The sequence below is a fragment of the Streptomyces sp. NBC_00988 genome (assembly GCF_045162645.1).
In the GTDB taxonomy this organism is placed as follows: domain Bacteria; phylum Actinomycetota; class Actinomycetes; order Streptomycetales; family Streptomycetaceae; genus Streptomyces.
Genome location: NZ_CP108730.1, coordinates 6,483,053 through 6,505,721 on the forward strand (window position 1 = coordinate 6,483,053; position 22,669 = coordinate 6,505,721).

General features: G+C 70.4%; 16 protein-coding genes and 1 pseudogene. 5 read left to right on the plus strand and 12 right to left on the minus strand.

The genetic code is table 11. From position 1 onward, the window contains the following. The first annotated feature begins 6 nt into the window (after positions 1–6). On the plus strand, positions 7–1,119 hold the full coding sequence (locus OG496_RS29755; protein WP_405973065.1) for a sensor histidine kinase: 1,113 nt from the start codon (positions 7–9) through the stop codon (positions 1,117–1,119). Positions 1,120–1,161: 42 nt separating this feature from the next. On the opposite strand, the gene OG496_RS29760 is transcribed toward OG496_RS29755, so the two are convergent. Continuing rightward, the gene (locus OG496_RS29760) at positions 1,162–1,533 is read right to left on the minus strand and encodes a DUF6479 family protein (RefSeq protein ID WP_405973066.1); all 372 of its coding nucleotides are present in this window, start codon (positions 1,531–1,533) and stop codon (positions 1,162–1,164) included. Positions 1,534–1,543: 10 nt separating this feature from the next. After that, positions 1,544–3,085: an FAD-dependent monooxygenase gene (locus OG496_RS29765; protein WP_405973067.1), complete on the minus strand. Its 1,542-nt coding sequence runs from the start codon at positions 3,083–3,085 to the stop codon at positions 1,544–1,546. A gap of 121 nt (positions 3,086–3,206) precedes the next feature. Here OG496_RS29765 and OG496_RS29770 point away from each other — a divergent pair, with 121 nt between their 5' ends. Further along, positions 3,207–3,854 (plus strand): TetR family transcriptional regulator, encoded by a 648-nt coding sequence (locus OG496_RS29770; RefSeq protein WP_399395315.1) that lies wholly within the window; start codon positions 3,207–3,209, stop codon positions 3,852–3,854. Positions 3,855–3,951: 97 nt separating this feature from the next. Here OG496_RS29770 and OG496_RS29775 read toward each other — a convergent pair whose 3' ends face one another. The 3 genes from OG496_RS29775 to OG496_RS29785 all read right to left on the minus strand — a co-directional run bounded on the left by OG496_RS29775 (position 3,952) and on the right by OG496_RS29785 (position 8,596). Then, a complete protein-coding gene (locus tag OG496_RS29775) occupies positions 3,952–5,901 on the minus strand; it encodes a YncE family protein (protein ID WP_405973068.1) in 1,950 nt (649 codons plus the stop codon). A gap of 508 nt (positions 5,902–6,409) precedes the next feature. Beyond that, entirely contained in the window at positions 6,410–7,258 is an 849-nt protein-coding gene (locus tag OG496_RS29780; RefSeq protein ID WP_405973069.1) for a calcium-binding protein, read from the minus strand. A gap of 204 nt (positions 7,259–7,462) precedes the next feature. After that, positions 7,463–8,596: an acyltransferase family protein gene (locus tag OG496_RS29785; protein WP_405973070.1), complete on the minus strand. Its 1,134-nt coding sequence runs from the start codon at positions 8,594–8,596 to the stop codon at positions 7,463–7,465. Between the two features lie 163 nt (positions 8,597–8,759). Between OG496_RS29785 and OG496_RS29790 the strand changes: the two genes are divergently transcribed. From OG496_RS29790 to OG496_RS29800, 3 genes and pseudogenes are all read left to right on the plus strand, one after another. Further along, positions 8,760–10,304 (plus strand): PH domain-containing protein, encoded by a 1,545-nt coding sequence (locus tag OG496_RS29790; RefSeq protein ID WP_405973071.1) that lies wholly within the window; start codon positions 8,760–8,762, stop codon positions 10,302–10,304. 133 nt (positions 10,305–10,437) lie between these two features. Further along, positions 10,438–12,996: a hypothetical protein gene (locus tag OG496_RS29795; RefSeq protein WP_405973072.1), complete on the plus strand. Its 2,559-nt coding sequence runs from the start codon at positions 10,438–10,440 to the stop codon at positions 12,994–12,996. Positions 12,997–13,111: 115 nt separating this feature from the next. Then, a pseudogene (locus OG496_RS29800) lies at positions 13,112–13,929 on the plus strand (hypothetical protein). Here the strand turns inward: OG496_RS29800 and OG496_RS29805 are convergent. From OG496_RS29805 to OG496_RS29835, 7 genes are all read right to left on the minus strand, one after another. Further along, entirely contained in the window at positions 13,904–15,046 is a 1,143-nt protein-coding gene (locus OG496_RS29805) for a hypothetical protein (RefSeq protein ID WP_405973073.1), read from the minus strand. The pseudogene OG496_RS29800 and the gene OG496_RS29805 overlap by 26 nt on opposite strands. A gap of 87 nt (positions 15,047–15,133) precedes the next feature. Next, positions 15,134–17,224: a methyltransferase, FxLD system gene (fxlM, locus tag OG496_RS29810; RefSeq protein ID WP_405973074.1), complete on the minus strand. Its 2,091-nt coding sequence runs from the start codon at positions 17,222–17,224 to the stop codon at positions 15,134–15,136. A 24-nt stretch (positions 17,225–17,248) separates the two neighbouring features. Continuing rightward, the gene (locus OG496_RS29815; protein ID WP_405973075.1) at positions 17,249–18,517 is read right to left on the minus strand and encodes a lanthionine synthetase C family protein; all 1,269 of its coding nucleotides are present in this window, start codon (positions 18,515–18,517) and stop codon (positions 17,249–17,251) included. After that, positions 18,514–21,468 (minus strand): lantibiotic dehydratase, encoded by a 2,955-nt coding sequence (locus OG496_RS29820; protein WP_405976733.1) that lies wholly within the window; start codon positions 21,466–21,468, stop codon positions 18,514–18,516. Before OG496_RS29820 ends, OG496_RS29815 begins: the two co-directional genes overlap by 4 nt. A gap of 218 nt (positions 21,469–21,686) precedes the next feature. Further along, positions 21,687–21,866, minus strand: a complete 180-nt coding sequence (locus tag OG496_RS29825; RefSeq protein ID WP_405973076.1) for an FxLD family lanthipeptide — start codon at positions 21,864–21,866, stop codon at positions 21,687–21,689. A gap of 89 nt (positions 21,867–21,955) precedes the next feature. Then, entirely contained in the window at positions 21,956–22,132 is a 177-nt protein-coding gene (locus tag OG496_RS29830; protein ID WP_405973077.1) for a hypothetical protein, read from the minus strand. 14 nt (positions 22,133–22,146) lie between these two features. Continuing rightward, entirely contained in the window at positions 22,147–22,593 is a 447-nt protein-coding gene (locus tag OG496_RS29835; protein ID WP_405973078.1) for an ATP-binding protein, read from the minus strand. Positions 22,594–22,669: the final 76 nt, after the last annotated feature.

Genomic DNA, 22,669 nt, shown 5'->3' on the forward strand with positions numbered 1-22,669 from the left:
CCGCTCATGCGCGACGCCCTGCTCATCGCTCTGTTCGCCTTTCTCGGAGCCGCGGCCGCCGGGGTGCTCGGTGCCGGCGCCCTGTGGTTGCTGCGGCGGCGGTCGCTCACCGCGTCCGTGTCCGTCGTCGCCGCGGTCGCCGTGACCGCGATGCTCGCCGGGACGCTCGCCGTGGCACAGGCGATGTTCCTGTCCCGGCACGATCTGTCCGTGGTCACGACCGTGGTCGCGATGGCCGCCGTGGTCTCCCTGCTCACCGCGCTGCTGCTCGGCCGCTGGGTCGTCGCCCGCAGTCGTGAACTCGCCCTCGCCGCCCGCGACTTCGGCGACGGCGGCGACTACTTCGCCCCCGCGCGCCCCGCCACCGCCGAACTCGCCGACGTCAGCCGCGAGTTGGCCGCCACCAGCGCCAAGCTCGCCGAATCCCGCGACCGCGAGCGGGCGTTGGAGTCCTCGCGCCGCGAACTCGTCGCCTGGATCTCCCACGACCTGCGCACCCCGCTGGCCGGTCTGCGCGCGATGTCCGAGGCCCTGGAGGACGGGGTCGCCGCCGATCCCGGCCGCTACCTCCGCCAGATCCGCACCGAGGTGGAACGCCTCAACGACATGGTCGGCGACCTCTTCGAACTCTCCCGCATCCACGCCGGATCGCTCGCCCTCACCCGCTCCCGCATGTCCCTGTACGACCTCATCGGCGACGCCCTCGCCGGCGCGGACCCGCTCGCGCGCGAGCACGGCGTACGGCTGGTCGGCAACCGGATCGAACCGGTGCCCGTCGAGGTCGACGGCAAGGAGATGAGCCGGGTGCTGGGGAATCTGCTGGTCAACGCGATCCGGCGGACGCCCGCCGACGGCACCGTGGCCATCGCCGCCGAACGGTCCGCCGACGGGGTCGTGCTGTCGGTGACGGACGGGTGCGGCGGGATTCCCGAGGACGATCTGCCGCGCGTCTTCGACACCGGCTGGCGCGGCACGCACGCCCGGACCCCGCCCGCCGGGGCCGGGCTGGGGCTCGCGATCGTCCGCGGGATCGTCGAGGCGCATCAGGGGCGGGCCGCCGTACGGAACGTGTCGGGCGGCTGCCGGTTCGAGGTGACGTTGCCCGCGGCGGAGGTGTGAGCCGACCCCAGGGTGAACCTGCGCGGTGAGCCCCGGGTCAGGTCACACGTGGCCTATGCCGCCCCCGCCGAAGGAACCGCTCCTCCCGGGCAGCCAGCGCAGCCGGCTCTGGTCCTTTCCCGTTCTGGTCCCGGAGTGATGGAGCTGGTACGGCATCAGCCGCTCCTTCTCCTCCGAGGCGACGGGCATCTCGTCGGGCTCCCGCATCTCGCGCATCTCGTGGACGGCGCCGCCGACGGGGAGGTGGGGCTGCTCCTCGGGGAGCGGCCGTGGAAGTTCCTGGTCCCGGACCTTCATGCCGAAGTAGATGGCCCAGACCAGCGCGCCTGCGATCAGCAGGCCACCGAGAAAGGCGGCGCCCAGGTCGAGCGTGTTGTGCGACGCGGCCAGCAGTTCATACGTTGCCGTGCTCATACTTCGAGTATCACTCTTTCGGTGGGAATGTGGTGATCCGGGTCAGATAGTTCGCCACTTCTGCCGGGTCCCGGGTCAGCAGTGCCATGTGGTTGTCGGGGCGGACCAGGACGAGCGCCGGGTCGGTGACGCCGTACGCCCGCCGCGCGTGACCCTCGTGGTCCCGCAGGTCGCCGCCGTCCACCGTGAACGCCTGGAGCAGGTCGCCGTGCTCGGCCCCCAACTTGCCGACCGCGTCCGCGAGTTCGGAGCCGAAACCGAGCAGGGTGAAGCGTGGGTCCGCGTACACCTGGAAGAGCCGGACCGGGTTGCCGGCGGCGTCCAGACACGGGGCGTCGGGGGCGCGGTCGCCTGGGCGCAGGACGGCGGGGTCGCCGGTGGTGGCGGGGGCGGCGAGGGAGCTCCAGCGGTAGCCGGTGCCCATCGGGGGCGGGGCGGCGGCCTCGACGCCGGTGCCGGGTTCCCTGACCGCTTCGCGTACCCGGGCGTACAGGTCGGTGCTGATGCCCAGGGTCCAGGCGGCCACCGGGAGGCGCTCCTCCTCGTAGGTGTCCAGGAGGCCGGGGCCCGCCCGCCCGGCGGTCGCGAGAGCGAGTTTCCAGCCCAGGTTGTAGGCGTCCTGGATGCCGGTGTTCATGCCGAGGCCGCCGGCGATCGGGTGGATGTGGGCGGCGTCCCCGGCCAGGAAGACCCGGCCGACGCGCATCCGGTCGACCATGCGGACGTTGACCCGCCAGACGGAGAGCCAGGTCGGGTCGGTCAGCGTGACGCCGGGCACGCCCGCGTACCGGTCGAAGATCCGCTGGAAGCCCTCCAGCGACGGCGGCAACGGCTCGCCGCTCGCGTCGAGTTCGGGGCCGGCCTGGAACTGGAAGGAGTTCGTGCCGGGCATGGGGCAGAGCATCACGCCGCGCCCGTCCGACGCGAACCACTGATGCCAGACGTCCCGGCTGATCCCCTCGGCCTCGACGTCACCGACGACCATCGACTGCGTCTCCTCCGTCGTACCGTCGAAGCGCACCCCCATCGCCCTGCGCACCCGGCTGCGTCCGCCGTCGCAGCCGACGAGATGGCCGGCCCTGATCCGCTCCCCGTCGGCGAGGACGGCCGTGACACCGTCCTCGTCCTGCTCGAACCCGGTGACCTCCGTGCCGGCTTCGACGCCGACCCCGAACTCCGCGAGCCGCTCGCGCAGGAGTTCCTCCACCTGCCACTGCCCTATGAGGACCCCCCGCTCGTACGGCGCGTCGGGGGTGGGGCGGGCGTCCGCGAAGGGGTCCGTGTCGTTCACGTGCGCGCCGTCGAAGTACTTGCGGAACGGCAGCCGTGTCGTCCCGGCGGCGAGGGCGCGCTCGGTGACGCCGACGTCCTCCAGGACCTCCAGGGTGCGCGGCTGCAGGCCCTTGCCCCGGGATTCCCGGTGCGGGGCGGGTGCCGCGTCCACGATCCGCACCCCCGCACCGCGCCGGGCCAGCTCGATGGCGAGGGTGAGGCCGGTCGGTCCGGCGCCCACGATCAGCACACCTTCGTTCCGCACCACGTCGCCGGTCATGAGGGGTCCTCTCGTCGTCGTGCGTCCATGGAACATCGGCCGGCAAGAAAATGCAACCCGGTCTCAGAAGATTCTCGGTCTCATTCAATCCCGAGCCTCATCTCCGTGTAGGCTGGCTCGCATGGACGAACCCGCCGGTCTGCGCGAGCGCAAGAAGGAACGCACGCGGAACCTCATCGCTCAGGAAGCCCTGCGTCTCTTTCGCGCGCAGGGTTTCGACGAGGTGTCCGTCGTCGAGGTCGCGGCGGCGGCCGAGGTCTCCAAGGCCACCCTGTTCCGGTACTTCCCGACCAAGGAGGACCTGGTCCTGCACCGTTTCGCCGACCACCTCGGCGAGGCGGCCCGGGTGGTGCGCGAGCGCCCGGCCGGTCTGACCCCGACGGCGGCCCTGCGCGACCACTTCCTCGCCGGACTCGCCGCCCGGAACCCGATCACCGGCCTGAACGACCACCCCGAGGTGCTGTCCTTCCAGGACCTCATCTACCGCACGCCCAGCCTCCACATCGGCATGCGGCTGCGGTACACCAGCCAGGACATCGACGCGCTCGCGGACGCCCTGCCGGCCGGCGGCGGCTCCGGCTCCGGCGGTGCGCCACCGATCGTCAGACGCCTGGCCGCGGCCCATCTGATCGCCGTACAGCAGGAGTTGGGGCAGGAGAACTGGCGGACGATCACGTCGGGACGGACCGCCGACGAGGCGTACGACGACGCCGTCGTGGCCGCGGAGGGGGCGTACGGGCAGCTCATGACGGGGCTGGACGCCGTGTAGTCGGCGGACATGCGGACAGCCCCGCCCCGAGGACGCACGGTCCTCGAAGCGGGGCTGCTCTGCGCCCGGCGAACCCCAATACCTGGGGAAACCTGGGCTAGTTGGAGAAGTACAGGTACTTCCACCCGGTGTACGTCGTCGAGTTGACGTTGTCGCCGGACGAACCGTTGATGTACGCGGCCCGGATACGGGCCTTGATGCCGGACTCGCCGGGGGCGCCGAGGTTGACCGCGACCTTGCCGTTCGTGTTCAGGGCGAAGTACTCCGAGTCGGAGTCGTACCACTGACCGTTGTAGTAGACCTGCAGGTCGAGCCGCTCCTGGCGGTTCTTGTAGTAGGTCATCGTCGTGGTGACGACCGGCGCCGAGTTCTTGTGGAACCAGTAGTACGACGTCGAGCCGATCTTCGCCTTCTTGTAGTGCTTGGTGATCGCGGTGGAGACCTTGACCTTGGCGTACGCCGTGGCCTTCACCGTCTTGGACGCGTAGCGGGCGTCACCGGCGAAGACCGCGCTGACTGCGGTGTCGCGGGTCATGTCCACGGTCACCGTGATGTTGCCGCTGGAGTTGACCTTGCCGGTCTTGACCAGCTTCTTCGGCTTGTCGCTGCCGAAGGGGTCCGAGTAGATCGCGACCGTGCGGTTCTTGTACGTCTTGCCGAGGTGCGCGGTGAACTTCACGTCGGCGCCGTACGAGTACAGCTTGCCGTTGTTGTTCAGGCTCAGGGTCGTGGCCGAGCGGGAGACGGCGACCTTGTCGGAGGCGCTGACCGCCGCGTGCCCGGCGTCGCCCGCGTAGGTCACCTTGTACGTGACCGTGCCGCCGGCCGGCGGGGTGTCCGTGAAGGAGTAGGTGCCGTTCGCCTTCACCGTGACGGTGGGCAGCGCCTTGCCCTTCGTGGACTCCAGGTCGGTGCGCGTGACCTGGAGCTTCGCACCGGCCGGGAGTGCGACCGTCGCCGAGAGCTTGCCGGTGACGGTGAGCTTCTTGGCGCGGGGGGCGGAGGAGGGGGCGCTGACCGTGAGGGTCGGGACGTTCTTGTCGGGGTCGGTCAGCACCTTGAGCGTGTAGCCGCCGCCGGACTTCCCGACGAGCGCGAAGATCCGCGAGCTGTCCGGGGACCAGGTCAGGTCAGCCGTGCCGTAGGAACCGATCGAATACGAGCGGATCGGCTTCGTCGTGGAGGGCCGGTACGTCGTGATCTTGTCGCCGTAGGCCTGGGCGATGAACCCGTTCCGGGCCACGTCGGCCTGCTGGCCGGCCGGAAGGGTGCCGGACTGCGTGAACTTGCCGTCCGCGTAGGCGTCCAGGAGCTGGCCGTTGACCAGCACCTGGTCGGCGCCCGCGACGAGGTCGATGTCGCCGATGCCGTTGTTCAGGGTGTAGTCGCCGTCGTACCAGGCGGTGAGCGCGGGCGTGCCGCTCGATACGTCGACCACGGCCATGGAGTCGGTGGAGATGCCCGTCTCGCCGATGGCCAGTACGCCGGGCCGCAGCGGGTCGGTGTCCAGCAGGGCCTGGCCCCAGATACCGACAGAGGTGCCCTCGGTCGGGAACTGCGCCATCGTCACCGGGTCGGTGCCGCTCGCCGGGTCCACCGTCGGGTCCACGGAACCGAGGTCGCCGTCCCACTGGTCGCCGTAGGTGAACCACACCTTGCCGCCGGAGAAGGCGATGTGGCGCGGGCCGGTGTCGGTGGGTATCGCGTAGCGGGTCTTCACGTCGAGGGTGGCCGCGTCGATCGCCACGATCTCGTGGGTGTTCTGCACCGCCGCGTACACGGTGGCCCCGTCGTCGGAGACGGTCAGGCCGGTGACCGAGCCGATGCCGCCCACCGAGGCGAGGACGTTGCCCGCGTAGTCGGTGGCCGCGACCGTTCCGGCCGAGGTGTCACCGACGAAGACCCGCTTGAGGGCCTCGTCCGCGACCAGGCCGCCGGGCGAGGTGACGTTGGCGGTCGCCGCCGAGGCCGTACCTGTCGCTACGACGCTGAGCGCCGCCGAACCTAGAAGGACCGCGAGCGCTGTCGCGGTCGAGATGCTGCGCATCCGCACGTGCTGTTCCCCCCACAAGGAAAACCGGTCCGGGGACCGGGAGTTGAGAGCGCCGCGCAACACCCGGACGTGACCGCGGATGAGAGACGCGGTGACGCGCGGGGCGCGGCTGCTGGGAGCAGCGTATGACATGGCTGTGACAGCTGGGAAAGGAGTTATGGGGTTCTCGTGTACGCGCGGTGTTCGGGAGACCCTCGCTCGCCATGACGAGGGGGCGTCGATGAGCGCTGCTGCCGGGCGACGGCGGGTGCCGGTGTGGCTGGGGATCGGTGTGGTCGTGCTCGCGGTGGTGGGCGGCGGGGCGCCTGGCTGCCGCGGGACGAGCTGTTCCATCCGCTCGGGGACGCGCGGGCCTGCGCCGGGAGCGACCTGAGACTGCCGGGCGTGATCACCCGGGGGCGCGACGATCCCCGCCGACGCCAACTGCGTCCACCCGCGTACCGGCCCGGGTCGTGGTCAACTGCACCACGCCCTGAGCCGGTTCTGTGACGTCGGCGGTACGTCAGTTCTGGTGGACGACGTTGTGGCCCGGCCCGCCCGACAGGACGTCCGTGCCCGTGCCGCCCCACAGGGTGTCGTTGCCGGAGTTGCCGTAGATCGTGTCGGCGCCGGCGTCGCCGTAGAGGACGTCGTTGCCCGTGCCGCCGTAGATGAAGTCGTTCCCGGCGCCGCCGTGGATCCTGTCGTTGCCCGCGCCGCCGTCCGCCGCGTCGCCGGTAGTGGTGATGGTGTCGTTGCCGTTGCCGCCCTGGGCGATGGTCCCCGCGGCGGCCTTCAGGGTGTCGTTGCCGTCGTCGCCCCAGCCCACCGAGTACTTGCCCAGGGTGAGGGTGTCGTTGCCGGTCCCGCCCGAGACGTAGTTGCCGTCGACGCTGCCGTCGTCGGTGGCCTTGTCGTTGCCGGCGCCCAGGTCGACCGAGGCGAAGTAGTAGGTCTGGTCGGTCTTGTTGTGGTAGGCGAGGGTGTCGTTGCCGTTGCCGAGCGTCAACTGCACGGTGGGGTACGGGTCCTGGCTGTCCAGGGTGGTCACCGTGCAGGAGACCTTGGTGTGGTCCGAGGCGCTCGGGTACGTGCAGCCCGTGCCCGCCTTGATGGTGACGACGTCGTCGATGACGTACGTGATGGTCGAGAGGTTGCCGGTCGTCGCGGTGACGACCACCTTGTTGGCCTGGCCCGCGGCGGCCGTGTACAGGACCTCGTTGCCGCCGTTGCCGAGCGCGGCGGTGGCCGGCACCGTGGCCGCGCCCGCCGTCCCGGCGAGGAACAGCGGGGCGGCCAGCGCGGTGCCGAGCGCGAGCGTCAGCGCTGAGGCGGAACGCAGCGTACGGCGACGGGAAGAACGAGAGGACATCGCACAACCTCCGTGGAACGTAAGGGGAGTTGACGGAAATCGAGGTGCCCGAAACCGGTGGATCCGGATCCCGGCACAGCGTCTGACCGCCCCTCCGTGTCCTTGGTTGTGCGTCCTTTCGCACGGGTGGCGTGTCCCCGCGAAGTGTCAGCCGTGATTCAGCGCGAATTCATGAACTGGCCCGCCGATCACCTACAACCCTCGCTAAGGGGTACGGGCCAGTTCGTCTGCGTCACGGTGGAACGCCCACCGCAACTCCGGTTCCATCACGCCCCGGAAGACCCGCCGCACCGGCGGGGTGCACAGCGCGGTCACGACGACGGCGGCGACCACGGTCACCGTGACCTCGCCGAGGGGGCCCCGCATCCATGAAGGGTCGTACCAACCCCAGGACTTGGCGCCCTGCGCGACGAACCCGTGCAGCAGATAGCCGTAGAGCGTGCCCGCGCCCAGGGCGGTGAACCAGGTGCGGCGGCGCGGCACCCAGGCGAGGAAGCAGGCGACCAGGAGCGTCGAGCAGGTGAACAGGGCCAGCGTCATGAGCGGCCCTTCCCAGCCGGGCGCGCCGAGTTGCTCCGCGCTCGCGTTGTGGAACAGCCAGGCGTAGTCGAAGCGCGGGACCGCCCAGTACGCCACGGCGAGCGCGACGACGAACACCGGCACCGCCAACTGCCGTACCTCGGGCCGCCGTACGAGCTGGAAGTGCTCCGGCTTCAGACACAGCCCGAGCACGAAGTACGGCAGGAACTGCAACACCCTTTGCAGATCAAGGTCGTTGCCGATGGACGGGGACAGCGTCGCCAGCATCGCGATGACCAGCGCTACCGGCAGCGGCCGGCGTACGTGCTTCCAGATCGGTGTCGTGAGCCGCCAGACGAACAGCGCCGCCAGGAACCACGTCAGATACAGCGGGTCCAACAGGCTGACGGCGCGGTCGGGTTGGTGGTCCGTCCAGCGCGTGTAGAGCGTGTACGCCGTCTCGAACACGACGTACGGCACGACAACTCCCCCCAGCAGCCGCCTGATCTGCGGCGGCGTCGCGCGGAAGCTCCGCGAGAAGTACCCGGAGATCACGATGAACGCCGGCATGTGCACGGCGTACACGAGCGTGTACAACGCGGTGACGCTACGGCTGCCGGAGCGCAGCGGCTCCCAGGAGTGGCCGATCGCCACCAGCACGATCGCCAGGTATTTGGCGTTGTCGAAGAAGGGGTCGCGTTGCTTTCCGGGAGCGCGCTCCGCCGCGGGGACGGTGGTGGGGGCGGGGGACGGCAGGGTGGAACCGTGGGCCCGAGGGGAGCCGGGGGTCTCGGCGGAGGCGGTGGAAGAAGCACGCATTCGGCTCGCCTCACCGCTCCGCGGCGGTTCAAACATCCCGCGCGCCTCTTTTTTCTCACCCTCTTCTCGCCCCCTTCCTGCCTCCTGCGGGCAGCCTGGCCTGCCGGAACGCTGCCGGAGACCGCACACGCGCCTGACACGCCCGCGCTGCCACAGTCGTCGTATGACCGAAGCCCGTGAGGTGACCTGCCGTCCCCGCTCGCGCCGCGCCCTGTGGGTCTCCGTCGCGTTCGGGGCGGCGGGGGCGGGCGCCGCCGGGGTGTGGACGGCGTACCGCGGGCCGGAAGGGGTGGCACTCGCGATCGGCGCGTCGCTCGGGCTCATCGGTCTCGCGGCGCTCCACGTGGTCACCGCCCGGGTGGACGCCGACGCGCACGGTCTGCGGTCCCGGACGTCGCTACGGCGGTGGAGCGTGCCGTGGGCCGAGGTCGCCGATCTGCAGATACGGCTGAAGAGCCACTCGCGGGGCGCCCAGAGCCGTCGCGTCAGCGTGCTGCTGCGGAACGGACACAGACGGACCCTGCCGCTGCCGACGGACTCGTCCGGACTCCTGGACTTCCACGACCAGTTGGACGCTCTCCGCGCACTGCATCACCGCTACGGAACCGACGTTCCGGAGTCTGCTTCGGCGAGTGTCCGCGTCGTCTCGGACCGTACAGCCGGGCGCGTCCGGGCCGTGGCGGCGGGCTGGTGCGTGGGGCTGCTCATCGTGGCGGCCGCGGTGGCGGCGTCCGTGTCGGGCGTCGCGGCGGACCAGCGGGCGTGGGAGGCGGCCGTCCCGTGCACCACCGCGACGCCCGACGCGGAGCGCGGGGAGTGTCTGACCTACGTGCCGGCGGTGATCGCGCGGACCGACCCCCACCCGCCCAAGGAGACCAGCTGGGTGTACTTCGCCGACAACCGGCCGTTCGAGCGCATCATGGTCCCGCGCGAGGCGGCCGACGGTTTCCACGCCGGGGACAAGGTCCGACTGACCTTCTGGCGCAGCGACGTGATGGCGATCACCGGATCGCGGTACGTCTGGCACGAGGACGTCCAGTCCGCCGGAGGGATGGCCGCCGTCGCGGCCATCGCCGCCCTGGCCGCGGGTTACCCCGCCGCCCAACTGCTGCTGAGCCTGCGCGGCCGCCGCCTCCCCGGCGACGAAGTCCTGCCCTCCGCCCTGCCGTTCACGCTCGTCCTCGCCGGTACGGCCCTGTGGCTGCTGCCCCTCTGCTACCTGCACCCCACGACCCTGTTCGGCTCCGCCCCGACGATCGCATGGGCGGCGGCGGGCACGCTCGGCACGGCGGCGCTCGTCGTCTGGGCCTGGCGCGCGACCCGCGTCCGCGCACCGCAACCGGCCGAAGTGACGGCTGCACTACCCGCGTTGGACGGGGAGGTGTTCCTGTCCGCCCGCTTCCTGGAACACACCGACTACAACCCGCACGGCTTCGGCACCCACATCGCCCTCGGCGCCGGCCCGCCCGCGGTGACCCCGGGTCCGGGCCGGTTCGCGGCGCGCCGGATCCCGGTGGAACGGCTCACCGTCCGGACGGTACGACGGGTGCGCGGCGGCGACGGCGACACCGTGCCCGGCGACTGGCACATCGCCGAACTCGACGACGGGGGGCGGCTGGTGAGGCTGGCGGCGGCGCCGGACGACCTGGCGCGCGTGCTGCGCGAGCTGGCGGTGGTGCACGAGCCGTCAGTGCGCGAGCCGTCGTAGACATCGTGGAAGGGGTTCTCGGCGGGGTGTCGTAGAGGCGTTCTTTGCCAGGAGATGGCATTCCCGCTGGTCAGCCTGTCACTCGGGGGAGTTATCGTCCGACCTGCTTGTTCACACTTTCCACAGGAGCTTCATGCGCCTCAAGCAGGTCTCGCTCACGGCGGCGATATCGGTCGTCGCCGGGCTGACCACCGCAACCGTCGGCCTCACCGGCACCGCCGCCTGGGCCGACAGTACGGCCGCGCTGCCGTTGTCCCACTACGCGCACCTGCTGGTCGACACCGCTCACCAGCACCTCTTCTTCAGCCAGGGCGCCGGTTCGACCGGCATCGTGGTGACGGACCTGGCAGGCAACCCCGTCACCACCCTCACCGGCGAACAGGGCGCCACAGGGCTGGCGTTGTCCCCGGACGGCGGCACGCTGTACGCGGCGCTCGCGGACGGCGACGCGGTCGCCGCGATCGACACGGCGACGCTGACCGAGTCAGCGCGCTATGGGACCGGGACGGGGAGCGGGCCCGTCTCCGTCGCGGTGGCGGGCGGGAAGGTCTGGTACGGCGGGACGGTGGACGGCAGGGGAGCCGTCGGGTCCGTGGACCCGGCCGCCGCCGAACCGGTCGCAACACCCCAGTCAGTGCTGGCCAATTGGCCCGACGCGCCGCAGCTCGCGACGGGCGGCGGTGTGCTCGCGGCCGAGGAGTTGAGCACGAACACCACCGACGTGGCCACCTTCGACGTCTCCTCCGGCACGGCGACCGCCATGACCCATCTGGGGGTCTCCGGCGGTTCGAGCACCGGCTTCCAGGTCACCGGCGACGGCAAGAAGGTGCTGCTCGCCGATTCCAGCGACGTCGCCCTGCGGGCCTACCGCACGGCGGACATGGCGATGGCCAACCCCTCCGTGTACTACACCGGCGGAATTCCCTCCGGGCCCAACTCGCTCACCCTCGACACCGACGGCACGATCGCCGTCGGCAGCACCGAGGGCTCGGCGCCCGGGGTGTACCTCTACGCGGGTTCCCAACTCGCCGAGAACTACGTCAAGTTGCCCGCCGGGACGCTGGCCCCCGACGGCCTGATGTGGGGAGGCGACGGCGGGACGCTCTACGGCGTCACGCAGGACTCCTCGGGCGCCTACACCCTCAACGTGCTGAGCGCGCCCAAGCTCACCGACACCCAACTGGCCCTGGGCTTCTCGGGATACGCGGTTCCCACCCGCCCGTACACGCTCACCGGCTCACTCACCACCAAGGGGTTCGTCCCGGCCGGCGCGAAGCTCCAAGTCACCCGGGACGGCACCGAGTTGCCCGACGCGACCGTCGGCGCGGACGGCACGTTCTCGATCAGCGACACCCGGGCCGACGAGGGCACGAACATCTACCAGGTGTCGTACGCCGGGGACGAGGCGCACCGGCCCGCGACCGTCTCCCGGAGACTGGACGTGGCACGGCTGTCGACCACCATCGACTACCCGGCGGTCAGTTCGGCGACGCCCCACTCGGTGGTCTTCACCGGCACCCTGTGGAGCTCGATGCTCGGGGACACCTTCCCCGAGGGGGCCGTCGTTCAGGTGTCCCGGACGAACGAGGAGACCCAGGAGACGGTCCGGCTCCCGTCGGTCACCGTCGGTCCGGCCACCTCGACGTACACGGTCACCGACGCCCCGGGCACCGCCGGACGATTCACCTACCACCTCACCTACGCGGGCGACGCCCTGCACCAGCCGTCGTCCGGCGAGCCGTCCCTGATCGTCTCGCCGTACACCCCGACCCTGACCCTCAAGCCCCCGACGACCGCCACACGCGGCGCCGCGCTGACCTTCGGCGGCACCCTGGGCGACGCCCCGTACCCCGCGGGCGAGACGGTCACCGTGTCCCGCACGGACGCGGCCCACACCTCAACTCCCGTCACCTGGACGGTTCCTGTGGGTACGGACGGGAAAATCACGGTCAAGGACACCCCGTCCATCGGCGGCGCCAACACCTACAAGGTCGACTACCCGGGCGATGCCGCCCACCAGGCGGCCACCGCGTCCTCGACCGTCCAGGTGTCCCGCGCCGCGACGGCCGTGTCCGTCACCAGCAACGAGTCGACGTACACCTACGGCGCGACGGCCACCGTCACCGCCCACCTCGGCACGACGTACAACAGCCGTACGGTGTCGATCTACGCGACGCCCGCGGGCGGCAAGAAGACGCTGGTGAAGACCGCGGCCGTCGACAGCAAGGGCAACCTGAAGGCGACGTACAAGCTCACCCACAACACGACGTTCACGGCGTCCTTCGCGGGCGACTACCGCTACGCCCCGGCGACGGCCACCCGCGCCGTCCACGACCAGGTGGGGATCGCCGAGAAGCTGGGCGGTTACTACACCAGCACCAAGTACGGCACGGTCACCTACCGCGTCTACCACCACACGGTGAAGCCGCAGGTGACCGGCACGGTGACGCCGGACAAGTCCGGGCAGTGCCTGCGGTTCCAGGCCCAGGAGTACTACAACAGGGCCTGGCACACGCTCACCACCTCCAGCTGCTTCTCCCTGGCCACGGGCAGCGTCGGGGCGACCAGCCTGAGCCTCACGAACGCGGTCAACCAGAAGTTCCGGGTGCGGACCGAGTATGTGGCGAGCGCGAAGGACACGACCAACGTGAGTACGTGGGGAGGGTGGCTGTACCTGACGGTCAGGAACTGACCGCCAGGTACAGGCAGTTGGGACCCGTCCGGCGTCGGCCGGCCCTGGTCGGGTCCGCTGCTACGGTCGCACGCATGACGCTCTCGGTCCTCCCGGCCAGGCTGTTGATCTACGAGTGCATCCGGTCGACGAGGTTCTTGACCGCGTCGAGCGGTCTCTGCATGTGCGCTTGCTGCCGGACACGGTGGTGCGCAAGCGTCGTTCCGCGGGGGCTCGGACAGACCGTGACACCTGGGTACGGATCGAGCGACGCCTGCTCGACAAGATCCCCGACCAGGGATGGAACGGTACGGAGTCCGCCGCACGTCTGGAAGGCATCCCCCGGCCCGAGTGGCACGGATGCGTGGTCTGGCGGGACCCGGCCGGACCGGTGATGTGGCGGGCCGACGAAACCGAGCTTCTGCCGGGAGTTCCCGGCGGCGCCGCCGTGTTGAGCGCGGCCCCGGGGGCTGCCGGACGAGTGGTGGACCGCGTTGAACACCTCGTTGGACGCTCTGGCGGCACAGAACACGAAGCGTGTCGCCACACCGGACACCGTCACCATCACCCAGGCCCTCGTCACCGAGTCCATCCAAGGTGCCTTCACCGGCGACTTCGATACGACCGTCGAGCGCTGGGTGCCGGCCCATGCGGATCTGAACTGGGCCAACATGACCGCGCCGACGTTCAGCCTCTTCGACTGGGAGGACTGGGGCAACGCCCCGCTGGGGCCTGGACTCGGCCTCGCTCTGGGCGAGTTCGCTTGCCGTCCCGGCTCTGGCCGACCGCGTACGGCACGAACGCCGGTCCGACTTCGGGAGCCGCGAGGGCAAGTTGATGACGCTGTTCGCCTGCTCGAAGATCCTTGGGCCGTATGCGCAGCTGGAGGACCCGGGACGGGGACCTGCCCGGTGCATGGCCGAGCGGGTCATGGGAGAGCTTCAGGCAGGCTGAGCGCAGGAGCGGTCTCGGAGGAGTGTCCGAGGCTTGCCCGGATCACCCTGTCGCTCGCGCGCAGAGCCGCCGTCAGTTCTCCTCCCAGGTCGTCCGAGATGGTCTCTGCCCCAAGGGCACAGGCACGCTCCAGTGCATGGCAGTCCTGTACTTGCCGGTCTGTGGCGATCGCGGTGAACAGGGGATGCGCCAGGTTCTCGCGGGCCGCGTAACCGTCTCCGGCGTCCGTCATCCTGCGGTGCAGGTCGTCCACGATGCGATGAGCGGCGGGCGCCTTGGCGGAACCGATCGCGTCAAGGACGGTAAGTCCGAGTCGGGTGTCGAAGACGGTCATCCCGGGTTCGCTCTTCCGCTCGGAGCAGGTCGTCAGCAGGCTCGTCAGGTGGCCGTCGACCAGTTGCCCGGCGTCTCGGCGGCACAGGACAGACAGGCATGTGGTGACGGCTTGCTCCCATGGATCGCCGGGCATCGTGGCGGTGAGGAGAGCAGTGGCCCGTGCCGTGTCACCCTCAACTAGGGCGGCCAGTACGGCGACTTGGCGTCCGTCGAGCATCCGCTGGCCTACGCCGCGGTGGGCTTCGATGTGTGTCAGGGCCTCGGCCCAACGTCCCTCGGTGGTGAGGGTCCGCGTGCCGTCGGCGAGGAGCACACGCCACAGCCACGCCTGGACCTCGTGGCGGTCTTCGTCGGTCGCGGTGAGGTCCGCCGGTACCGCGATGCCCTCGAACCCAGCCGCTGCGCCCGCGCCGACGGCGTCGTACAGGTCGAGCAGTCGTTGGCGTCCGTCGTCGCCGTGGCCCGCGCGGATCTGGAGGCGGGCGAGGTTGACGACCGGTTCCAGCCCCCGAATAGCACTCATGCCGGGCAGGGGGCAGGCGCCGAGGTAGGCGGCGGCGTGCTGGTGGCACATCTCGCGGGCGAGGTCGGGGAGGTCGAGGTCGGAGGCGATGAGCGCGGCTTGGTTGTAGACGGCCGATGCGAGGCCCTGGTTGGTCTCCCTCACTGCAGTGTTGGCCAGGTCGGTGAGCGCGCGTACGCGCTGAGGCAGAGGTAGGCAGGCGGGCCGGAATCGGGCGACGAGTGGGAAGCGCTGGGCTATAGGTCCGTGCGGGTCCATCTACTCCTCCGGCGCGAGTGGGAACTGGTGAGGAGACGGTGGCCGCCAGTCGTACGCCGGCGGCCACCTTCCGCTACGTGCCGGGCGTCACTGCCAGTCGACGACGATGCGGTTCAGCGGCGTGTCGAGAGTGAAGGGGTCGGGGCGCTGCTCGATGGCGGGAGCGTCGAGGGGCTGGATCTCGAACGTGGCCTCGCGGCTGCGGTATTCGCGGTCCCAGGTGCGGATGGCGTCGGCCACCTTCGCGGCCAGTTCGTCGCTGCCGGGACCGTGGCCGATGACCCCGAACTCCCAGAGCTTGCCGCCCTCGGGGGTCTTCTCCTTCGACGGGCGCCGCGCCAGGTAGGTGACGGCGCCCTTGTTCACGACAGCGGTCGACGAGGGGTAGGGGTCCTCGGTGAGCAGGTCGCCCTTGGCGCTCTGGGGGAACAGCATCCGGATCAGGCCGGAGGGGAGGGAGCAGGTGACGAAGAGTTCCATCCACTCCGGTGACTCCATGGCCTGGACTGTCATGCCGGTCCATTCCTCGGTGCGCGGCTGGTCGAGGACACCGGTCAGCGCGTGGGCGTTGATGTTCAGCCCGGCCGGGGCCTGAAGCCGTACTGTCCCGTCCGCGCTGAGCGGGATGACTCGGCGGTCGTCGTCGGCGATGCCTCGCCTGAGCGGCATGAAGGTGTTCATCTCGCTGCCGAGGGAGACCCATCGGCCGTCGCGCTGCTCGTAGGCGATGGAGCGGGACACCGTGCCCTTGAGTCGCTGGGGGACGAGGAGCCGTCCGCCGGGGGCGAGTTGCCGCAGCCAGGCGTGCGGTACGCCGTGGGCACCGACGGTGGCGATGATCCGGTCGTACGGTGCTCCCTCGGCGTAGCCGAGTGCTCCGTCGCGGGTTACGGCCTCGACGTTGGTGATCCCGGCGGCGGCGAGGTGTGCGCGGGCGCCGTCCACGAGGTCGTCGTCGACGTCGAGGGTGGTCACGTGTCCGTTCGCGCCGACCAGGTGGGCGAGCAGTCCGGCGTTGTAGCCGGTGCCTGCGCCGAGTTCGAGGACGCGCTGGCCGGTCTGAACGTCGAGCTGGTCCAGCATGAGGGCGACGACGCTTGGCTGGGAGGCGCAGGAGATCGATGTGCCGTCGGTGTCGTACTTGATGTGCACCGGTGTGTTGGCGTAGGCGTCTTCGAGCGATACTTCAGGCACGAACACATGGCGGGGCACGGTCCGCAACGCGGTCTCGACGGCGGTCGTGCGGGCGTGACCCTCCGCGCGAAGCTGGTCGACCAGGGCGTTGCGGAGGCGCTCGGCGTCTACTGCGGGGGTGGTGATCGTGTCGGGGTTCACCGCGCTGACGCTATCGACGCCGGCGTTTGCCGCGCCGGGCGACGCGGTGTTGTCACTCGTTCCCATGACTACCTCTCGTGCGATGTTGGACAGTGCGCTCTGGTCGTCCCGGAGGAGACCGGCGCGGTTGGCGTGGAAGATCACGTGGTGGGCGATGACGGCCCGCAGGCCGCGGGTGAGTCCGGCGTTCGCGGCGAGGGAAGCGAGTGCGGCGCCCGCCCTCTCGAACGCGGAGACCCACCCGTCGTGCCCGGCGAGCGGGCCGGTGGAGCAGCACAGTCCGTGGGCTTCGGCGGTCATCAACTTCCGCATGGAGGGCACAAGTTCGGTGTCCCGCCCGAGGGTCGGAGGCGTGGCAGCCGGTCGGAGAGCGGCGACCTTCGCCCACACATCACCCTGCTCGAACCAGTCCAGGCCGGCCGCCCGCATCATCGCGCTCGCCAGCAGCACGCTGGTCTCCCTGCGGCCCAGATGCTCCGGACCGGGCTGGTAGGTGAGCAGATGGCGGCTGTCTTGGTGGAACAGGTCGTGGGCAATGTTCATGGCCTCGGGGCCGCCGAAGGCGTCGGTCTCGGGTTCGTAGACGCAGGGCAGCCACGACACGACCGTGCCGTCGTCGACGAGATCACTCAGCAGCGCTTCGACGATGGGTGAGGGCTCATCGGCGACGTAACGCAGCGGCCAGGGCTGCTTGTTCATGAACCACCAGCCGGTGAGATGACCGTCCGCTTCAGCCGCAAGCAGCACGGGGGCGAGGCATTCGGCGATGGCTCGCTGGCCGCTCTCACGGTCGACGAAAGTGATGTTGTGTTGCTGCCAGCGGTCGGGGCGGTCCGGGGGCATGCGGAGGTCCTTCGGTCGATGCGGTCAGGCGATGAGCAGGCAGGCGTCCCAGGCGGATCGGGGTGGTGTGGCGGTACTGGGCGCGATGACGGCCAGGGCGATGCCTGCGGCGCCGTCGAGGAAACCGGGGCCTCGCTCCTCGTCCCGTATGAGCGTCGAGGCGGCGTGTGCGGGGTCGGTTCCCGGCGGGTGAACTACGGCCAGGAGTACGGGAATTGCAGCGCGGAGGCGTCCGACGGTCGCGGGGTGGGCGTTGTCAGCTGCGCGGGCGGCGATGTGTGCGAGGCCGGCGAAACCGTGGCACAGGCCGTTGTCCGTCGTGGCCGTCAACTGGGCGGGATCGGTGAGGGCGGTCACGAGTGAGTTCTCCGCGTCGACCTGGCGACCGGCGTCGCCGAGGGCGAGCGCGGCAAGTTGCTGGGCGCGGGCGAGACCGGCAGTGCCGTAGCACCATGACGGTCGCCGAGGTGCGGACGGACCAAGTCGGCCTGAGCGCAGCTCACTTCGGGTGATCCAGTACGGCCACCTCGGTCCTCGGCCGGTGTCCTCTCGCCAGTGGTCCAGCCAGACCAGGATCCGTCCCAGTGCCTCGGTATGGCCGTTGACGAAGGTGCCTTGCCCGGCGGCGAGTGCCAGCAGTGCGAGCACGCCTCCGATGCCGTGTGCCATGCCGTTGTTGGCGTGGCCGCCGGGGAAACGGTGGTCCGGGCTGCCTGAAGGTCCCATGGCCGTCCACCAGCCCGGCATCAACTCGCCGTCGTAGGTGATCGGTTGAGTGAGGCGTACGCAGTAGTCGAGTACGGCGCGGAGCGCGGTGGCACTGGAGCTTCGGTGCAGGAGATAGGCACCGTAGCCGGTCAGGCCACGGATGGTGTCGAACTCGGCGAGCGCCGGGAGGAGTTCGGCGTCGATGCGTCGGTGTGCGGCGTCGAGGCGAAGGTTCACGTCGGTGGTCAGCTGGTGGTCGAGAGTGCCGAGGGCGCGCTGGTAGGCGCCGGGCAGGTGATCGGCGGCGCGGGCCAGGGCGTGGGCGAAGGCGGGTGCGCCGTAGAAGGGGTGGCTGTCGGGGCCGCTGGTGAACGGTTCGCGGGAGGCGGCGGCGAGCCAGTCGTGGACGCGCTGCCAGGGGCCCAGTCCGGCTGCGGCTCGCTCGATGTGCAGGAGGGCGATACCGGGAAGGCCGTAGGCAAGGTGCTGCCTATGGGAGATCGCCTGCTCAAGGCGTGTCATGTGGGGGTCGGCGAGTTGGTCGGCGACGGCTGCTGCCAGGTCGAGCGCGGTGTGGGTGGTCACGATGTCCTCCCGGTGGCGCGTGCTGTCCACGCCAGGGCGGCGGCGCGGGCGAGATAGAGGCAGACCTCTTCCTCGGGGAAGTTCACCGCGATGTGCCGTACGAAGTGGACGTGCAGCAGGGAGGTCAGGACGTCGTCGACGGCGATGCCCGCGGTGTCCGGGCCGGGCAGGTGCAGCCGGTAGGCGGCGAGCGCTGCATCGCGGTCGGCCCACGCCGACACGATGGCTGATCCTCCTGGGGCTGTGCGCAGGGCTGCCCAGTCGTCGGCAGGGTCGGCGAGACGTACGGCGTCGGTGAACTGCGGGCGGGGTACTGGCGCGGGGGCTCTGGGCGGGACGTGGTCGATCAGCCAGCGCATCCCGGCTTGAGCGCTGCCGAGGAACGCGGAAGCGATGGCGACGGAGTGTGCGGCCACCAGCGTGCGCTCGTGTGGACGCCGTGGCTGGGAGAGCTGGGCCAGGACTGCGCGCGAGTCCGCCCGGAAGACTTCCTCGGCCGCGTTCCATGCGGCACCGGAGCCCCAACGGCCCATCTCACGATAGGAGGTTGGGTAGCGCAGGTCGGCCACCAGACCGGCGCGGCGCAGTTCGTCAGCCCATGCGCTCACCGTCCGGGCCGTCTCGGCGAATGCCTCCGGAGTGGGGAGTTCGATGCGTAGGCGTAAGTGCTGTTCGGGATCCCGGAAGCGGATGAACCACCATAGCGGGGCGCCGAGTTGTGTGAGGAGTTCGGGCAAGTGGCGGGAGAGCAGGGCGTCTTGGCGGCGGGGGTCTCCGTACAGGGTGGCCAGGAGCACCGACGAGGCGGCCGGTGTCTGGATCTGGGCCGGTGAGAGGGCACGGGCTTGGGTGGGAGCGGGCAGGGGTGGCCACGCTGGTGGCCGGGTCGCCTTGAGGGGCACCACAACCTCGTGGATACGGCCATCGCACCAGCCAAGTGCCTCGGGTTCCAGGGCCTCGACGAGCACGGCCAGGTGGGTACGGTCGAGATGCCGGCGTAGCAGCGTGCGGTGGCCGGCCTGGTCGAGGTCGAGGAACAACCGCCGGTCGTCCTCAACCAGGAAAACCCGCCGAGGGAGCCGCCGTTGGGCTCGCCAGTCGGTGAGTGCGGTGTTCCACTCGGCCCGAGGGCGTGCACGGCTGGGCAGTTCGGGTGCTTCCAGTCGCCAGCGGGCCGGGGCCAGCACTGTGCGCCCGTACCGCAGACGCGGAAGAAACGGCATTGCCGCTGCAACACCCCAGTCGAACATGGTGACTTGCGCGCACTGGGCGCGGGACAGCTCGGTGATGAACCTTGCCAAGGGCGGAGTGTGCGTGTGCAGGTTCAGCGCGTGCATCCCGACGGCCTCGATGCGCTGGCCGCGCTCGGGGGCGGCGAGGTACATACGGCGGCCGTCGCACCCCACCGCTAGGTCCTCGGGCGTGAGGACATCGTCGCCGGGAGCACGGTGTTCTTGCAGGCTGATCACGGTGGGCAGGATCTGCGGGACGCGGGTGACGTGGGCGTTCTCGGGGAGCAGCGGTGGGAAGGAGAGCTGTGTGGGCACGGTATTGCCGTCCGCGGCCGGGAGATCGGCAAGCTCCGCGGCCAGGGCCTGACGGTCGCCGGGGGCCAGCACGCTGAGGAACCGGCCGGTAGAGATGCCGACGCCGCGTGACACGCTCACGACCTCCAGCCGGAACCGCCCGCGCTGCAACTCCCGCAGGCTGGCCGCGTGCACCCGTACCCCGATCTCCAAGTGCGGTGGCAGTCGCCGCTCTTCGGGTCCCATGTCCAGGGCCGCGATCAGCTCGTCGGTGAGGCGTACCTCGTCGCGGCCGTCGAGCGCGGCGGCCTGCGCGAGCCGTACGAGGGTGTCATCCCGGGCGGAGACGCGAGGCCGACGCGTGCCGGCCGGAGTGCCTGGGTAGCCGTCGGGATAGCCGGTGCCGCTGTCCGCCACGGCCTCCGCGAGCGGCACCAGCGTGCCGATGCCGTACTGCTCGTAGAACCGTTGGTGGTACTCGTTCCACGCGGCGGTCCCGTACGGGCAGGTGCTCACCCGGGTCAGGACGAGGGCGGCGCGCTCGACCTCTCGGGCTACGGCGTTAGGCAGAACGATCTGCGCGTCCAGTCGCAGGTCGAGCGCAATGGGGTGGCGACGCAGTCCGGGTACGAGTTGCCGCATCTGATCCGCGACGCTGTGCCGGCCGCCCCGCGTGGCGCACTCCTCCAGGCCCTCGCGAACAGCGCGCAGCTCACGCACTGTCTCCGCGACCGGGGCGAGGGTTGCGGCGTCGATCGCGTCGAGCTGGGCAAGCAGATACCCGAGTACGTCGGTCTCGGTGCTCGGTGCGTGCAGACTCGTGATCAGCACCCGCCGCCGGATCAACTCCCATAGCAGAGCACGCGACTTCACGTGCCCGGCTTCAGGGAACTCCGCCCGGAGGTTGTCCAGGAGAGCGCCGAAGCGGATCGGCGCCCGCATCGCGGCAAGGACCGTACGCACAGGGTCGGTCAGGGCCATGGACGCCTCGACCGCGCGAGTCCGGTCGTCCTGGACATCGGGCTGGAACGGCACGATGAGCCGGTCTCCTCGGGTCGTCACGGTGTTGTTGACGACGACAGGCAGCCGTTCGAGCAGGTCCGGGCACGACTCCAACTGCTCGATCACGGAGTCCAGCCACTCCGCCCCCGCGCGGCCGACGGCGACGTGTTTCGCTCCCCAACCTGCCCGCGCTTGCGGACCGAACTCCGCGGTGGCCACGCCGGCGAACAAGCCGAAAGGTGTTGCCCGATGCTCGGACCGCAGCAGATAGCGGGCCACGGACAGCGCCGTACGTCGCACGACGCGCGAGGACGGTTTCTCGGAAGTGCACACGCTCCGTACCTGTACGGCCAGGGCTGGGCTGGCGTGTTGCAGGGCTTCAACGACGTCCTCGTCGGACCAGACCGTGCGCAGCCACGAGATGCTGGCGGCTGATGCGTTGGACGAGTGATCGTCGAGGTCAGGCAACGGAGGACACGGCAGTGTCGGCCGGGCAACGGCTCGTACGAGAGCGGTCGTGCCGGTTCGGAACGCTGAGGGCGGAGCAGCCACTACTACCTCCGTGAGCGAGGGACGGACGGGCGGTGCCGTCACGCCGTAGAGCGCGACGGCACCGGACCGGAGAGGCCCGAAGCCTCGGGTCAGGCGACGTTGGTGGTGCAGGCGCCGCACGTGGAGCCGCAGTTGTCGTCGGTCAGGTTGACCAGGCCCGCCGGGTCGGCGATCTCGACGAGCGAGACGTCGAGGTCGAAACCGTCCGTTGCCGCGGGGGCCTGCTGGCTCACCAGGGTGGTGCTCGGTACTACGGTGCTGCGCGTCATGCCAACTCCCTTGAATGGTTGTGGTGTTGCGGTGGCGCCCGCCTCCGGCTGCACGGCACAGAACCGCACGACCGGAAGCGGGAGTCTGGTCAGCCGGCCGTCCGGCAGTTGGGTGCGCAGACCCAGAGCCGGAACGGCAGGCCCAGATGGTGCACGTCACCCAGGACCCGCCCGCTCGCCCCCAGGTACCGGGCACAGTGGGCGCACTCCATCGCCATCTGCTGTCGGGGCCGGAGGCGGGCGATGTCCGGGAGAGGCTGGGTCAAGGCGGCCGGAGTGCTCACTCGTCGCCCTCGATGAGGAGTTCGGCCCAGACCTCTTTGCCCCACGGGTGCTTGCCCGAGCCGTGCAGGTCATAGCCCCAACGGTCGGCGACGGCGTCGATGAGGAACAGGCCACGCCCTGACTCGTCGTCGTCATCCGGGGGACCAAGAACTGGCAGGCGCGAAGGTGCCCGGTCCGCCACCCCGACGCGTATCCGTTCCGGGCTCGGCCGCCCGATCATCAATCGGATCGAGTGGCACGAGGTGTGCCTGACGGCGTTCGCGATCAGCTCCGAGATGATCAGCGCGGCGCGGTCGGCGAGGTTGTCGAGGTGCCATACGCCGAGGGCGTCGCGAACGAGCTTGCGGCCGATCTCGGCCGTGGACGGCTCGCACGGGAAGGTCTGGCTGTAGGCGGGGTGGCCGATGGGGGCGGCCTGAACTGGCGTACTGAGACTCGTCATTGGGCGTGGGGCCTTCGTGTTGTCTCGGCGCCCGGCTCGCCCCCCTCGGCAGGTGTCAGGGGCGGCCCGGGCCGGT

Coding starts and splice junctions, on each gene's coding strand:
- OG496_RS29755 (WP_405973065.1), top strand. CDS start 7: ATGCGCGACGCCCTGCTCATCGCTCTGTTCGCCTTTCTCGGAGCCGCG.
- OG496_RS29790 (WP_405973071.1), top strand. CDS start 8,760: ATGACCGAAGCCCGTGAGGTGACCTGCCGTCCCCGCTCGCGCCGCGCC.
- OG496_RS29770 (WP_399395315.1), top strand. CDS start 3,207: ATGGACGAACCCGCCGGTCTGCGCGAGCGCAAGAAGGAACGCACGCGG.
- OG496_RS29760 (WP_405973066.1), bottom strand. CDS start 1,533: ATGAGCACGGCAACGTATGAACTGCTGGCCGCGTCGCACAACACGCTC.
- OG496_RS29780 (WP_405973069.1), bottom strand. CDS start 7,258: ATGTCCTCTCGTTCTTCCCGTCGCCGTACGCTGCGTTCCGCCTCAGCG.
- OG496_RS29795 (WP_405973072.1), top strand. CDS start 10,438: ATGCGCCTCAAGCAGGTCTCGCTCACGGCGGCGATATCGGTCGTCGCC.
- OG496_RS29775 (WP_405973068.1), bottom strand. CDS start 5,901: ATGCGCAGCATCTCGACCGCGACAGCGCTCGCGGTCCTTCTAGGTTCG.
- OG496_RS29785 (WP_405973070.1), bottom strand. CDS start 8,596: ATGCGTGCTTCTTCCACCGCCTCCGCCGAGACCCCCGGCTCCCCTCGG.
- OG496_RS29765 (WP_405973067.1), bottom strand. CDS start 3,085: ATGACCGGCGACGTGGTGCGGAACGAAGGTGTGCTGATCGTGGGCGCC.
- OG496_RS29835 (WP_405973078.1), bottom strand. CDS start 22,593: ATGACGAGTCTCAGTACGCCAGTTCAGGCCGCCCCCATCGGCCACCCC.
- OG496_RS29805 (WP_405973073.1), bottom strand. CDS start 15,046: ATGGACCCGCACGGACCTATAGCCCAGCGCTTCCCACTCGTCGCCCGA.
- fxlM (WP_405973074.1), bottom strand. CDS start 17,224: ATGCCCCCGGACCGCCCCGACCGCTGGCAGCAACACAACATCACTTTC.
- OG496_RS29825 (WP_405973076.1), bottom strand. CDS start 21,866: ATGACGCGCAGCACCGTAGTACCGAGCACCACCCTGGTGAGCCAGCAG.